Origin of the sequence: Candidatus Fonsibacter ubiquis, from assembly GCF_002688585.1 — a bacterium.
GTDB classification, from domain to species: Bacteria; Pseudomonadota; Alphaproteobacteria; order Pelagibacterales; family Pelagibacteraceae; genus Fontibacterium; species Fontibacterium commune.
In genome coordinates, this window is sequence record NZ_CP024034.1 from 940189 (window position 1) to 955547 (window position 15359).

Sequence of the window (15359 nt, forward strand, 5' to 3'; positions counted from 1 at the left end):
TCAACAAGTAATTTATCTTTTAAAAATTTAATGAATAAAGGCTTAATAGTTCAAACCAGACCAGGCATTGGAGATTTGTGTATGTTTCTTCCATACATACAACAAATTAAAGAACATAATAAAGATTGTGAGTTTACTTTGATCACTAAAAAAAGAACCGCAGCAAAACAAATATTAAAATATGAACAGTCCATTAAACATATTATTTTTTTGGAGGATGAAATTTTAGAAATAACCAAATCAAAAATTAATAATTTTTTTAAACTACTCAGTTTTATAAAAAAAAATAATTTTTCTAAAATTTATATTATGCACTTTAGTCTTTTTTGGTTTTTATTAGCTAAAATATCAAGAATAAAAAATATTTATAAATATGGAATAATAAAAAAGAATGTAGATATTTATTTAAATGCTCTAGAGCAAAATAAACGATGGTTAAACAATAATAATCTATCTAGTCAAACGAAAATAGCTTACCCACATAATAATAACAAAAATAATAATCAAATTATTATTGGGATAGGATCTTCGGGTCCAACCAAAAAATGGCCAACAGAAAACTATATTGAGCTAATAAAAAGAATTAATAATAAAAACATAAAATTTTTTTTAGCTGGAGGAAATAATGAGATTGAAAATCAAATTGCTAATAAAATTATTTGCGAGATAAAAGAAAATTCAGTTGTATCTTTATGTTCTTTAACTATTGAGGACATTATTCCGGTTATTAATTCCAGTAAGTTATATGTCGGGAATGATACTGGATTTATGCATTTAAGTGCCGGTTTGGATATACCAGCGATTGGTCTTTTTGGAGACACGCCATTGTCTTATGCAAATTATAATAAAAATATTTTTCCAATTATTCCAAAAAATTTTAAAACTGTGGGGCACAACTCTTTTGCCATGAAACAAATAACAGTGGATCAAGTCCTAAAAGAAGTTAAAAAATTTATCTAAAAGTTCTTTCTAACTTTTTTAAAGACTCTGAAGAGATTTTATTTCTTAAGTTTTTTAGTTTATCTTTTATCTTATTTTTCAAATCACCCTGTATAATTTCATTGTTAATATTTAACAAAACATTTGAAAAAATCATCTGAAGTACTTCTTTGAACTTTGTTGCCTGCTCAACAGTACCCACATTATTAAATGACATTTTGCTGAGATTAATATCTTTTTTAATATCTAAAAATTCAGAGGAAGCATTTATTGTAGAATTATTGATAGTTAGCTGATTAACTAAAAAGTCTTTATTTTTTTTCTGAGATTGTTTGCTATTTTCTTGTTCTTTACTGCTATCTGATGTTTTAACTGACGAAGAGACTGTATTTTTAGTAGCAGGTTTAAATGAACTTACATTATCCTTAACCTCTCTATTACTAATTAACACCTCATAATACAAAGTAGCGCCTTCAATATTTATATTCTTAATAACGATAGTATCTTTAAATAAACTAGTGAATAAAAAATCTGCATTAATATTTTTAATTTGAATAATATTCTTATTCTTAAAACCCTCTAAATTTTTTATTTCAATATTACTAATTTTAACAGACGAACCCAATATACTGGTATCTATCTGCCCAACAGACACTTGTTGACCTAAAGTTTGACTTCCTTGATTGATAATTAAATTTTTTACTATTTTGTTAACTCTGTAACTTAAAAAATCAAAGATTAAAAATATTATTCCAAAAAAAAGTAGAGAAAAAATAATTATTTTTTTTTTATTCATAAAGTAAAAAATAAAATCATTAAAATTATAGGAAATAGCAAAATAAAGCCTATTAATTTATTCTTAACAAAAAAATATTTTATTACTTCTAAAAAATCTTTAATGACCATTGTAATATATCCATATATAAAATTAAAATTATAGCAATACACATTTAGATGAATTCATTAGGGCCAAAATTAAATAAAGTTTCAAAAATAATAAAAATACATAACGAAGAATTAATTGACAATTACTCTTGGATAAAACAAAAAAATTGGAAAGAAGTAATATTAGATCCCAAAAAATTAAGCGCCGAAGTTAAAAAATATTTAGATGAAGAAAATTTATATAAAGAAAATCAACTAGAAGACATCAAAAATATAGAAAATAAACTTTTTCAAGAGTTAAAATCTAAAATAAAAAATGAGGATAATTCAGTTCCAAAAAAAGATGGAAGTTATTTTTATGCTTATAAATATAACAAAGATAGCGAATATCCCATCTATTACAGAAAAAACATTAAAAATAATTATGAGGAAATTATTTTAGATTGTGAAAAAAAATCTAAATTACACTCTTACTTTAATGTGGGATCGATATCCCATAGTCACGATCATAAATATATCGCATATAATATTGATACAAATGGCTCTGAGTATTTTTCTATATATATTGAGAATATTGAAACAAAAGAAATACTAGGTTCAGAGATAAAAAATACTACTGGAAATATTATTTGGTCTTTAGATAATAATTATATTTTCTACGTTAGATTAGATCAAAATCATCGACCTACAAAAGTTTTTAGGCACAAAATTGGAACACGTGATGTGAATGATCTTTTGATTTACGAGGAGAAAGATCCATCTTTTTTTTGTTCACTTAGTTTATCTAAAACAAAAAAATATCTTTTTATTAGAACAGCAGATCACGAAACTTCGGAATATCTTTTTATCAATCTAAAGCTAAATGAAACAATACCAACTCTTTTTAAGAAAAGAGAAAAAAAAATTGAATATGATCTAGAGCATCATGAAAATTTTTTTTTAATACACACCAACATAAACTTTGCGAAAAATTTTAAAATAATGAAGAGTCATGAGCAATCTTTTCAAAAATGGGAAGACTTTATTTTATATAAAAAAAATAACTTAATTCTAGATTTTATTTTGTTAAAAGACTGGCTAATTAGATTAGAAAGAACAGAAGGCTGTGAAAATATAATTATATTGAATCTAGATAGTAATATTGAACATAAGATTACCTTTGATGAAGAGGCATATCATCTTTCATTAGATCATGGCTATGAATACGAAACAGATATATTTAGATATACTTATTCCTCCCCTACAACGCCAAAAAGTATTTTTGATTATGATTGTAAATCAAAAAGGCAAGAATTAAAAAAAACTCAAGAGGTTCCCTCTGGTCATAATAAGGATGATTATATTTGTAAAAAAATATTTGCAGTCGCTCACGATGGTGAAAAAATTCCAATTACACTTCTTTATAAAAAAGGAATTAAGTTAGACTCAAATAGTTATTTATTACTTTATGGATATGGATCTTATGGAATATCCATACCAAGTAGTTTTTCCACTAATCGACTAAGTTTAGTTGATAGGGGAATTATCTATGCCATTGCTCATATACGGGGGGGTAAAGAAAAAGGATATGAGTGGTATGAAAATGGAAAACTATTAAGTAAAAAAAATACTTTTTTAGATTTTATAAGTTGTGCAGAAAAATTATGTGAAGAAAAATATACATCTTACAAAAAAATTATTGCTCAAGGTGGTTCTGCTGGTGGGTTATTAATGGGATTTATTGCAAATGAACGACCAGATTTATTTCTTGGAATAATTGCACAAGTACCTTTCGTTGATATTTGCAATACAATGCTTGATGAAGATTTGCCCTTAACAGTTACCGAAATTCCAGAATGGGGAGATATTAAGAATGACAAAAAATCTTTTCTCTACGTAAAAAGTTACTCTCCTTACGATAACGTAAAAAAACAAGACTATCCGCACATGTTAATTACTGGAGGAATTTCTGACCCAAGAGTTACCTACTGGGAAATGACGAAATGGGTTGCAAAACTAAGGGAAAATAAAACAGACAATAATCTACTATTGCTTCATATGAATATGACCGCCGGCCACAGTGGTGCTAGTGGTAGGTTTGATTATCTTAAAGAGATTGCAATGGAATATGGATTTATTTTGAAAATTTGTAAAATATTATCTTAATTTTTTTTCAACTCGGTCCCAGAAAAACTTTTCTAATCTTACTCCATTTAATCTATTAATTTCTTGGATTCCAGTAGGAGAAGTTACATTAATCTCCGTTAAATAATTTCCAATCACATCTATTCCTGAAAAAAATAATTTATTTTTTTTTAAGAAAGGTTTTAAAGTATTACAAATCTTTTTATCTCTTCTAACTAAACCAACTTTTTTAGCAATCCCACCTGTATGAAAATTAGCAGTCACGCTTCCTTTTTTTGGTATTCTTGCAACTGAACCTACATATTCTCCATCTATTAAAATAATTCTTCTATCCCCATCTTTAATTTCGTTTAAGTATTTTTGTACTACTATTGGCTGTTTGTATTTATCTATTAATTTAAAAATTTTTTTACTTAGAGTAGTACTTGTTCCTTCTAACTTAGAAATTCCCTCCCCACCATTACCATAAAGTGGTTTAATAATTGTTCTTTTATATTTTTTTTGAAAATTGAAACACTGTTCAATGTTTTTAGAAATAACAGTTGGCGGTATAATATTTTTAAAATTAAACATTGATAATTTTTCTGGATGATCTCTAATTGATCTTGGATCGTTTAAAATCAGTGTTTTATTAGAAACCATCTCTAGTAGATAGGTTGCTGTAATATAACTCATATTAAATGGCGGGTCTTGCCTAACTAAAACAACATCATAATCTTCAAGAAATATTTTGATCATTTTAGATTTTTTAAAAAATTTTTTTTGACTCGGAAATAATTTAAAACTATTGCCTATTGCAGATACTCTTCCATTTTCGTAGTTCAAATTTTCGGGTAAATAATGAAATAAAGAGTATCCTCTTTTCTGTGCTTCTAAAGCTAAAATATAAGTGCTGTCTGATTTAATATTGATGGATTCTAATGGATCCATTTGAATTGCTATCTTAAAATGCTTCTTCATCAAATATCTTAAATATATCCTGTTTCCATCGAGTATTATACTTTTCTATAAGAGATTGAGCTGGTGATTTTTTATCTTTAATAAAATTATGAATATCTTTAAGGAAAATATTTTCATCCATTCCTTTACTGTTTAACTGCTTTCTATTCTTTAATCCCAAAGCTGAAAATTCTATTAATTTTTTAGCATGCTCAAATATTTTTTTATTTTTAATTTCAGTATCAAAACCTTTTTTTGGAACTTCTAAATATCCATTATAAATATCTTTATAATTCCAGTTTTTTACATATTCTAAAGCCTGATCTAAGGAGTTTTCGTCATACAATAGTCCTGTCCAAAACGCAGGAATTGAACATATGCCGGCAGAGGAACATGAATCTGCTGACCTAATTTCTAAGTATTTTTTTAATCTTAATTCAGTAAAAATTGTTGATACATGATTTTCCCAATCCTTGATGGTTGGTTTTTTATTTGGATAATTTTTTAATTTTCCAGAAATAAAATCATTAAAACTTTCACCGGCACAATCAATATATTCATCATTTTTTATAATAAAATACATCGGCACTTTTAGTGCAAAATCCACATACCGTTCGAAACTATTTTCCTCTTGTAAAAAAAATTCAGGAATCCCAGATCTATTTTTGTCAGTATTTTGCCAAATATGAGTTCTGTAAGATAAATATCCATTCAATTCTTTTTCTTTAAATGGTGAATTTGAAAATAAAGAAACAGCTACGGGAGTGATTGCAGCTATTAATTTAGATTTTTTTTTATAATCAGCCTCATCTAAATAATCTAAATTTACTTGGGTAGCACATGTTCTATGCATCATATCAAGTCCATTTTTTCCAACACTTGGCATATACTTTCTCATAATTTCATATCTTTTTTTTGGGGATTTAAAAATATCATTTAATTTTGCAATAGGAGCAAATCCATTTCCAAGCAACCCTATTCCCAATTTAGCACAAACAATTTTTAATTCTTTTAGATAGGAGTTAATTTCATTACAGGTTTGATGAATATTTTTGACTGCATCACCTGATAATTCAAACTGTAAACCAGGCTCTAAAGTTATATTTTTTTTATCCTTAATTAATCCTAGAATATTTTTTCCTTCATTAATAGGTGTCCAATTATTTTTTATGAGCTCTGAAAAGATTTTTAAAATACTAATATCACCATCATAAGGAATGGAATTCTTATTTTTTAAATTAAATAAAAATTTTTCGTGCTCCGTCCCGATTCTCCATTCTGTCTTTGACTTTGAGCCTTCTATAAAATAATTTATTAGCTGGGTTTTATTTTCTATATATTTCAATTTTATATTTTAATTTAGATCTAAAATTAATTTAAAATTAATAATATCTATGTTAGCGTAATTATAAAGTAATAATTAATAAAATTTAATGAAAATAATTGACTGCTTCATGTTTTTTGATGAAGAAATGCTTTTAGATCTAAGATTAAATATTTTAGATAAATTTGTAGATCAGTTTGTAATTGTTGAAAGTTCATATACTCATAGTGGTAAAGAAAAAAAACTAATTTTCGATATAAATAAATACTCAAAATTCAAAGAAAAAATAAATTATATTATTTTAAAAGACCCTCCAGAGGGGATAGAAGTGATTAATAGTCATGATAGTGAAGGTGAAATATCAAGAAAAGAAATTTTAAATGCTTTAAAGCGGGAAAACCTACAGCGAAATACAATTTTTAATGGTTTAAAAAATGCAGATAGTAATGATTGGATTATTGTATCAGATCTTGATGAAATACCAGATCTAACAAAATTAAATTTTAATAATATTAAGAATAAAATAATTTTTTTTAAGCAAAAAGTTTTTTACTATAAATTGAATTTAGAACTTAAAACACTTAGATGGATTGGAACAAAAGCTTGTAGAAAAAAACATTTAAAATCTCCTCAGTGGTTAAGAAACATTAAAGATAAAATTTATCCTAAATGGAGGATAGATATTTTATTTTCGGAAAAAAAATATAATGATATATTTTTCGTAGAAAACGGAGGCTGGCATTTTTCTTTTGTAAAAAAACCTAAAGATATAGAAAAAAAATTAAGATCTTATCTACATCATAGAGAGTATGATATTGAACCTATAGGTATAGAAAAAATTCAAAATTTGATAAATTCCAAATCAGTCATTTATGATCATAGAGTTGATCAAACTCGGTATAAATTTGGAGGCGGACAAAAACTTGAAAAAATCGATTTAGAATTATTGCCAAAATATATAAGTTCTAACAAAGAAAAATATTTAGATTGGTTAGAATAATAATTATCTAAAAAATGAAAAAAGCATATTGGATTGCAAAATATAAAAAAATCAACGATCCTGAGGCCCTTGGTAAATATGCCGAAAGAGCAAAAAAAGTTATAGAAGCATTTGGGGGGAGATCATTAGTAAGAGGAGGAAAATATATCACTTTTGAGGGAGAAGATTTTATTAGAACAGTAATTTGGGAATTCGAAAATATTGATGTTGCAACAAAATGTCATAATTCAAAGGATTATCAGGAGGCCTGGGATCTTGCAAAAAATACCATTGTTAGAGATCTTATGATTGTTGAAGGAGTCTAATATTCCACTGGTACAGGATCTATACTTCTCCACATGTACCAAGTAGCAACCGTTGAATAAGGGTGCCACTTATTTTTAAAATAATCTAACTCCTCTTTTTTTAACGGATATTCTTTTTTATAATTTTTAGAAATTGCTTTAATTAATCCAATATCTGAAAATGGAAAAATATTTGAACGCTTAAGATTAAAAATAAGAAACATTTGCGCAGTCCAGACTCCTATGCCTTTGATTCTCACCAAGCTCTTAATGGCTTCATCATCTGACATTTTTTGCAAATTTTTTATATCTAACGTTTTATTAAAAAATTCTTTTGCTATTATTTTTAAATATAAAATTTTTTGACGTGATAATCCTATTGATGCAAGTTTTGCTTTTGGTAATTTTATTAAATTAATAGGTTTGATTTTTTTTATAATTTTTTCAAATTTTAACCATATTGAATCTGCAGCTTTAACTGAAATTTGCTGACCTATAATAGACCTGCATAATGAGTAGAAAGGGTCATCTCTTGAGACTAAATATCCATCATACTGATTAATAATTTTTGCTAATTTTTTATCTTTTTTTGATAAAAATTTCTTTGCTTCATGCCAATAATGTGGCGGTTTTGTTTTTTTCATCAGAAACTAGGAATTTTTATTTTTTACTTGCTCACGCTTAAATATAACAAAAGTACTTATAATTATTATTATTGCTCCAATAATAGTGGTTACCGATGGAATTTCATAAAAAATTAAATAACCAAAAACAATTGCGGATAGTACACTTAAATATTTAAGTGGAGTTATTAAAGATGCGTCAGCTTTTCTATAAGCTGTAGTCATAAATAAGTTTGCAATAGATCCGCAAATGCCAATCATAAATAAATAAAAAAAATCTAAGATATTTGGCATCTTCCATTCTTCAAAAAAAAAAGCTGTAGAACTGACAATTATTAATAGAGCAGTAAAATAAAAAGCAATTAAATAATCTGGTTCAGTTTTTGATAATCTTTTTATTGAAACTGCAACAATACTAAAGCCAATACAGAAAAAAATTGGAAAAATGCTATATACATTAAAAACACTTGTTCCAGGTTTTGTAATAAACAAAACGCCGATTAAACCAGCTATAACTGATAACCATCTTCGATATCCAACAACTTCTTTTAAAAAAATTATAGAAAAAATTGTTACAAACACTGGTGTTGCTTGAGCAATAGAAACAACGTCTGCTAATTGCATATATTTTACGCCAATAAACGTTGAAATCATTGCAAATGTTCCAGCAAAAGCTCTAACAAAATGTAATGTAGGTTTATCAGTTTTAAAAAAAGTAAAAATTTTATTTTTAGGAATTAAAAAAAAAATAGGTATCAATCCAAATAGTCCTCTAAAAAAAGCAATTTCTCCAATTGGATAATCTTTAGTTGTTAATTTCACTAAAATGTCCATCATAGAAAAGCAGATAACACTCAACAGCATATAATATGAACCAGTTCTATTAGATGATGGCATGAATATATTTTACCTAAATCTTTTCATAACATATAAAAATAACTTTAGTATAACATTTTATGAATATTGCTATTTTTGCAGCTGGTTGCTTTTGGGGTGTTGAAAAAAAATTTGATCTTACAAAGGGCGTAACTAAAGTTGAGGTTGGATATACAGGTGGCAAAACTCAAAATCCAACTTATGAGCAGGTTTGTTATGAAGATACGGGTCATGCTGAGGCAGTGAGAATAAATTTCGATGATAAAATTATAACTTATAAAGAACTACTTAATGTTTTTTGGTCATGTCATAACCCCACCACTTTAAATAGACAAGGTCCTGATATTGGTGAACAATATCGCTCTGCAATATTTTATTTAGATGAGAAACAAAGAACTGAAGCTGAAGAGTCTAAAAAAAAAATGAATGAAACAATCTTTAATAATAATATTGTGACTGAAATTACAAAATTTGATGTATTTTATTTAGCGGAAGAATACCATCAAAAATATCTAAAAAAACTTGGAAAATATTAATGTCTCTGGTTACAACAGATTGGTTAGAAAAAAATCTTACAAATGAAAATATTAAAGTTCTAGATTGTTCTTGGCATATGCCAAATACTAAAAGAAATGGCAAAGATGAATTTTTAAAAGAACATATTCCAGGATCAATTTTTTTTGATATTGACAAATTTTCTGATCCTTTGGCAAAATTTCCCCATACTATTCCAACTTCAGATTTATTTGAAAATCTAAGTTCCGAAATTGGAATTAAAAATTCAGATCATCTTATTGTTTATGATAGTCTTGGTATTTTCAGCGCACCTAGGGTTTGGTGGATGTTTAATTACTTTGGGCATAACAAAATATCTATTTTAGATGGAGGGTTAATAAAGTGGAAAAATGAAAATAAAAAAATAGAAAATGGACCTGAAAAAATATCTCAAAAGAGTCAATTTAAATGTACTACAAAAAATGAAATGCTTGTAAACATTGCCCAGGTAAAAGAAAATATTAACAATAAAAAATTTGAATTAGTAGATGCCAGAAGTAAAGGGAGATTTGATGGCACTGAAAATGAACCAAGGCCAGATATAAAAAGCGGATCAATCCCTAAAAGCTGTAATTTACCATGGATGGAATGTATTAATCCTATTAGCAAATGTTTTTTATCTAAAGAAGAACTTAAAAAAAAATTTGAAAAAATAAATATTAATAAAAGTTCTACAGTTGCATTTTCTTGCGGATCAGGAGTTACCGCGTGTATTGTTGCAAAAGCTTTTGAAATTATAGATGGAAAAAATTTTTCTATTTACGACGGTTCTTGGACAGAATGGGCTAGTCAACCAAAATAAATAAGCAATTATCGTATAAAATATAAATTTTTTTTTAATATTAAAGCATGATATTAAATCTGCTCAATGAGTACATATAAAAAAATTGCCCTTGTATTTGGAATTATAATTTTATTAGTCGTTGGAATTATTGTGGGGCGAATAGTTTTGAATAATGTAATTCAAAAAAAAATTAATCAGGTTAATCCAACAGAAGTTGTTGCAATAAATGTAAAGAAAAGTGAGTTTTATGAAAAAATCGAAACTTTCGGTACCGCACTAGCAAATCAGTCTTTTTCAATAAGAATTAGAAAAGAGGATTTAATAAGTTCACTAGACTTTGATAAAAATTTATTAGTAACAAAAGGACAGCTTATAGCTCAACTTAAAAATGAAAAAATTATTGCACCCTTTTCTGGAAAATTAGGGATAAGAGAAATATCACCAGGCATTTTGCAAGGTGCAGACTCAATCATAGCAACACTGGATGATATTTCTGTAATTAAAATCGATGTTAGAATTCCTGAGATTTATTTAAATATTTTAAAAAAAAATTTAAAAGTAAGGGTTACAACTGAAAACCTTAATGAAACTTTTGATGGGAGTATAGAAACTGTTAGCTCAAGAGTAGATCCTTCTTCAAGATCAGTATTGGCACAAATAAAAATTAAAAATTCTAATAATAAACTAACACCTGGAATGCTTCTAAATACAGAAATTATTTATAATGAAGTTACTTCTTTAGGTGTGCCAGAGGAGTCTGTGGTGCAGCAAGGAAATACTGCCATTGTCTATAAAATAATCGATAATCAAACAGTTGCAAGAACAGAAGTTAAAACAGGTGTCAGAAACTTGGGGTATGTCCAAATTATTTCTGGACTAACAGAGGGTGACCAAATTGTTGTTCAAGGTGTTTCTAAAGTTAGAGATAAATCGAAAATAAAATTAATTAGTAAATAATTTTTAAATGTTTCTAACCGATATAAGTATAAAACGTCCAGTTTTTGCAACTGTGATGTCCATCGTTTTAGTTATATTCGGTCTTGTTGTTTTTAATAGAATTGCAGTAAGAGAACTTCCAGATATTGATCCGAGCATAGTTACAATTAGAACTCTTTATAAAGGTGCCTCTGCTGAAATTGTAGACTCGCAAATTACACAAAAAATTGAAGATATAGTTGGTGGAACGCCGGGTCTTGCAACAATTTCCTCTAAAAGTGAAGACGGAAGATCAGTGGTAACCGTAGAATTTGAACCGGGTGTGATAGTGGACGAAGCCGCAAATGATATTAGAGATAGAGTTTCTAGAATAATAGATAATCTTCCAGATAATGCTACTAGGCCAGAAATATTTAAAACTTCTGAAGGAAATCAAGTTGCTATTTGGTTGAGATTAAGAAGTGAACGATTAAGCGCCCTAGAGTTAAGTGATTATGCATCAAGATATTTAAAGGACTATTTTTCAAGTGTAGATGGCGTTGGAAATATAATTTTATCTGGAGAAAAAGAACTATCATTAAGAATATGGCTAAATCCTACTGCTCTTGCAGCTAGGGACGTTACGGTTGGTGAAATTGAAAATATCTTATTGAAAGAGAATATAGAATTTCCATCTGGTAAATTAGAGTCTAAAAAAATAGATCTAATATTAAAGTTAGACAAAAGTTATAAAAATCTCGAGGACTATAAAAATCTAGTAATTAAAAAAGGAAGAGATGGATCTATCACAAAACTTAAAGATGTTGCAAAGGTTGAGTTTGGCCCTTTAAACGTAAATACTTTATTTAAAGGAAATGGATTTCCAGTTCTCGGCATTGGTCTTTATCAACAATCTAACGCTAATACCATTGCAGTTGTGGATGGGGTTAAAAAAAGATTAGAAGAAGTTAAGAAAAGTCTACCGGAGGGTATTCAGTTAGAGGTGGCCTTTGACCGATCAAGCTACATAAGAGTGGCGGTTAAAGAAGTTTATATTGCTCTTTTTTTATCAGTGGCCTTAGTTGTTGGAATTATTTATCTTTTTTTAGGAAATTTAACTTCGGTAATTATACCAACTCTTGCAATTCCTGTTTCTATAATTTCTACTTTTTTATTAATTTATGCTGCTAACTTCAGTTTAAATTTATTTACTCTAATGGCATTAGTCATAGCCATTGGTCTCGTTGTTGATGATGCCATTGTAATGTTAGAAAATATTTATAGGAGGATGGAAACAGGAGAAACAGCTCTTGTTGGTTCATATAAAGGAGCGAGTCAAGTTTCTTTTGCAATTATCTCAACGACTGTTGTCTTAGTGGCTGTGTTTGTGCCCTTAATATTTATAAAAGGAATTGTTGGAAAATTATTTACAGAATTAGCTTTAACTTTATCTTTTTCTGTCATCATTTCTGCATTTGTTGCTCTAACTTTGTCTCCGATGCTTGCGTCAAAATACTTAAAAGTAACTCACGAAAAGCCAAAATTTTTAAAAAAATTTGATCATTATTTAGATAAGTTCTCAAATTTTTATTTTGAAAGTTTACTTTTGCTTCTTTATAAAAAAAAAGAAGTAATTATATTTTTAAGTGCAGTTCTTATTTCGGTAATTGTTTTATTTAAAATTACTCCAAAAGAATTAATACCCCCTGAAGATCGAGGTGTTTTTTTTGTTATTATTCAAGCCCCCGATGGATCAGGTTTTGAATATACAAAGGAACAGAGCGAAAATATTGAAAAAATATTCTTATCAGAATTAGGTAAAGGCACTTATCGAGAAGTTTTGACAAGGATTCCGGGGTTTGGTTCAGGTCCTGATCAGGTAAATAACGGATTTATAATAGTTCTGCTTGAAAATTGGGCTAAAAGAAAAAAATTTGGTGGCCAAGATTTAGGTGAAATATTCCAAAAACTTAATTCTTTCCCAGCAGTAAAAGCTTTTCCAATCATGCCTCAAAGTTTAAGAGGTGGAGCTGCGGACAAACCTGTTCAATTCGTTCTTAAAGGAAATACCTATGAGGAGCTAATTAAATGGAAAGAAATTATTAAAGCTGAGATTATAAATAACAAAAATTTTGTAAATGTGGACGATGATCTTGATCTTACTAAACCACAATTAAAAATTAAAGTTAATACAGATAAAGCAGCAGATTTAGGCGTGCCAATTGATGCTATTGGTAAAAGCTTAGAAACATTATTTGGCTCAAAGGAAGTTACTAAGTATACGCGTGATGGAAGAGAATATTCTGTCATATTACAAACTGACATTAGTAATAGGCAGCAACCATCAAATTTAAATAAAGTCTCGGTAAGATCTAACACTGGTAAATTAGTTCCACTTGCAAACTTGGTTACTTATATCCCTGAATCAACTTACACCGGTTTAAATAGATACAACAGACAGAGAGCAGTTACTATAAGTGCTAGAATTACTTCAGGTTACAGCATTAATGAAGCTCTTCTATATTTAGAAAGTATTGTTAAACAAAAATTACCCTCTTATGCAGGTATTGATTACAAAGGAGAGTCTTTGGAGTTTAAAAATACAAGTTCAGATATTTATTTTATATTTTTGCTTGCAATATTTACTGCATACCTTTCTCTAGCTGCTCAATTTGAAAGTTGGCGGCACCCATTAACAATTATGTTAACTGTACCGCTTGCTATCTTAGGTGGAATTATTGGGCTTTGGACAATTGGTAGCTCTTTAAATATTTACAGTCAAATTGCACTGATTGTTCTTATTGGGTTAGCTGCAAAAAATGGAATTTTGATAGTTGAGTTTGCAAATCAACTTAGAGCTGAAGGAATGAAAATTAAAGAGGCAATTATTACTTCTTGTAAAGTTCGACTTAGACCAATTCTAATGACATCTGCCTCGACAGTAATGGGAGTTGTGCCTTTAGTTATTGCAACTGGTGCTGGATCTGCAAGTAGAGAAACTGTGGGAATAGTTATTTTTATGGGCGTTATATTTTCAACTTTTTTTACATTATACGTGATCCCAACCATGTATTTACTTATTGGGCAAAAAACAGAAAGAATAGATGCTGTTGAAATTGAACTTGAGAAGCAGCTAAAAGAAAGTTCTAATAAATAAAATACTTATTCGTCGTTAGCTGATTTTTACACTGGTTGAGTTGTGCTTTATATTTTTTAGCAACTCTATCAACTTCTCTTGCATAAGGAATAACTTTAGGTGATTTTTTATAATTTTTAAAATTCCCCCAACCCTCATGATAGGCAATGTATTGTTTAAAATAATCATCTTTTGGTATTTTCAATAATTGACTGCTTTTATTAATGTACCAACCAATAAAATCTACTGAGTCGTTAAAGCTTATTCTAAGTGCAAGGGGTTGATCAGTTTCCGTTTTAAATTGCTCCCAAGTTTTATTAATTGCTTGCGAATATCCAAATGCACTAGATTTTCTTTTATAGGGAATAACTTTAAATAATTTATCCCACTCTGGTGCAGCTAACCAATCAAAGTCAGATTCTCTTTGAATAATTGCCATTTGTAACTCCACTGGAGCTCCCCATTTTTTCTCTGAATTTTTTACAAATTTGTACCAAAAATAATTATCAGTAAACATTAAGCATGTATTAGAAGTATCCCTTGGGGCTGAAATACAAGAAGTGACAATAAGAAGTGATAAATATAATAAAAATTTAAATCTATTTCGAATCATTAAACTAAACTTAGTTTAAATAATTTTATTTGGTAGAGCTTTTAATCCAACTTAAAAAATCTTTATTACCGTTCTTAATATCTACAAAGACAACGCACGGACAATCGTAGGAGCTAATTTTTTTTACATATAAAATAATTTTATTAATATTTTTTTTTACGGTTTTTCCAATAAGAACGCTTTCTTTTATAATGTTAACTTCTTTATTATTCCATTTAAAATAAGATTTTATATTTGGGATAATATTTGCACAGGCAACTAGATCTTTTTTTACTAGAGCATAAGCGATTTTATTTGCTTCAACTTTATTCTTACAAGTCATATAAAATAATTTATAATCACTCATAATTTTTTAGTATCAC

General features: G+C 27.9%; 15 protein-coding genes. 8 read left to right on the plus strand and 7 right to left on the minus strand.

What is annotated here, in order from left to right; all coding sequences use genetic code 11:
* Positions 1 to 30 precede the first annotated feature (30 nt).
* The gene (locus CR143_RS05105) at positions 31 to 960 is read left to right on the plus strand and encodes a glycosyltransferase family 9 protein (RefSeq protein WP_099340749.1); all 930 of its coding nucleotides are present in this window, start codon (positions 31 to 33) and stop codon (positions 958 to 960) included.
* Here the strand turns inward: CR143_RS05105 and CR143_RS05110 are convergent.
* Positions 953 to 1735, minus strand: a complete 783-nt coding sequence (locus tag CR143_RS05110) for an AsmA family protein (protein ID WP_099340750.1) — start codon at positions 1733 to 1735, stop codon at positions 953 to 955. The genes CR143_RS05105 and CR143_RS05110 overlap by 8 nt on opposite strands.
* A 158-nt stretch (positions 1736 to 1893) precedes the next feature.
* On the opposite strand from CR143_RS05110, the gene CR143_RS05115 reads away from it, so the two are divergent.
* Positions 1894 to 3969 (plus strand): S9 family peptidase, encoded by a 2076-nt coding sequence (locus CR143_RS05115; protein ID WP_099340751.1) that lies wholly within the window; start codon positions 1894 to 1896, stop codon positions 3967 to 3969.
* On the opposite strand, the gene gshB is transcribed toward CR143_RS05115, so the two are convergent.
* Both gshB and CR143_RS05125 read right to left on the minus strand, forming a co-directional pair.
* Positions 3961 to 4908, minus strand: coding sequence for a glutathione synthase (gshB, locus tag CR143_RS05120; RefSeq protein WP_099340752.1), 948 nt, complete (start codon positions 4906 to 4908; stop codon positions 3961 to 3963). The two genes, CR143_RS05115 and gshB, sit on opposite strands and share 9 nt — an antisense overlap.
* Entirely contained in the window at positions 4892 to 6232 is a 1341-nt protein-coding gene (locus tag CR143_RS05125; protein WP_099340753.1) for a glutamate--cysteine ligase, read from the minus strand. Before CR143_RS05125 ends, gshB begins: the two co-directional genes overlap by 17 nt.
* A gap of 88 nt (positions 6233 to 6320) precedes the next feature.
* On the opposite strand from CR143_RS05125, the gene CR143_RS05130 reads away from it, so the two are divergent.
* Positions 6321 to 7211, plus strand: a complete 891-nt coding sequence (locus CR143_RS05130; protein WP_099340754.1) for a glycosyltransferase family 17 protein — start codon at positions 6321 to 6323, stop codon at positions 7209 to 7211.
* A gap of 14 nt (positions 7212 to 7225) precedes the next feature.
* On the plus strand, positions 7226 to 7516 hold the full coding sequence (locus CR143_RS05135) for a DUF1330 domain-containing protein (protein WP_099340755.1): 291 nt from the start codon (positions 7226 to 7228) through the stop codon (positions 7514 to 7516).
* On the opposite strand, the gene CR143_RS05140 is transcribed toward CR143_RS05135, so the two are convergent.
* Both CR143_RS05140 and CR143_RS05145 read right to left on the minus strand, forming a co-directional pair.
* Positions 7513 to 8139 carry a DNA-3-methyladenine glycosylase family protein gene (locus tag CR143_RS05140; protein WP_099340756.1) on the minus strand — a complete coding sequence of 209 codons (627 nt, stop codon included), beginning with the start codon at positions 8137 to 8139 and terminating at the stop codon, positions 7513 to 7515. The two genes, CR143_RS05135 and CR143_RS05140, sit on opposite strands and share 4 nt — an antisense overlap.
* A gap of 6 nt (positions 8140 to 8145) precedes the next feature.
* Entirely contained in the window at positions 8146 to 9015 is an 870-nt protein-coding gene (locus tag CR143_RS05145; protein ID WP_099340757.1) for a DMT family transporter, read from the minus strand.
* A gap of 59 nt (positions 9016 to 9074) precedes the next feature.
* Here CR143_RS05145 and msrA point away from each other — a divergent pair, with 59 nt between their 5' ends.
* The 4 genes from msrA (at position 9075) to CR143_RS05165 (ending at position 14405) form a co-directional block, all read left to right on the plus strand.
* Positions 9075 to 9530 (plus strand): peptide-methionine (S)-S-oxide reductase MsrA, encoded by a 456-nt coding sequence (gene msrA, locus CR143_RS05150; RefSeq protein ID WP_099340758.1) that lies wholly within the window; start codon positions 9075 to 9077, stop codon positions 9528 to 9530.
* Positions 9530 to 10351, plus strand: a complete 822-nt coding sequence (locus CR143_RS05155) for a rhodanese-like domain-containing protein (RefSeq protein WP_099340759.1) — start codon at positions 9530 to 9532, stop codon at positions 10349 to 10351. Before msrA ends, CR143_RS05155 begins: the two co-directional genes overlap by 1 nt.
* Positions 10352 to 10417: 66 nt before the next feature.
* The gene (locus tag CR143_RS05160) at positions 10418 to 11290 is read left to right on the plus strand and encodes an efflux RND transporter periplasmic adaptor subunit (protein WP_099340760.1); all 873 of its coding nucleotides are present in this window, start codon (positions 10418 to 10420) and stop codon (positions 11288 to 11290) included.
* A 7-nt stretch (positions 11291 to 11297) separates the two neighbouring features.
* Positions 11298 to 14405, plus strand: coding sequence for an efflux RND transporter permease subunit (locus CR143_RS05165; RefSeq protein WP_099340761.1), 3108 nt, complete (start codon positions 11298 to 11300; stop codon positions 14403 to 14405).
* Here CR143_RS05165 and CR143_RS05170 read toward each other — a convergent pair.
* On the minus strand, positions 14395 to 14997 hold the full coding sequence (locus CR143_RS05170) for a transglycosylase SLT domain-containing protein (RefSeq protein ID WP_099340762.1): 603 nt from the start codon (positions 14995 to 14997) through the stop codon (positions 14395 to 14397). The genes CR143_RS05165 and CR143_RS05170 overlap by 11 nt on opposite strands.
* 25 nt (positions 14998 to 15022) lie before the next feature.
* Entirely contained in the window at positions 15023 to 15343 is a 321-nt protein-coding gene (cutA, locus tag CR143_RS05175) for a divalent-cation tolerance protein CutA (protein ID WP_099340763.1), read from the minus strand.
* Positions 15344 to 15359: the final 16 nt, after the last annotated feature.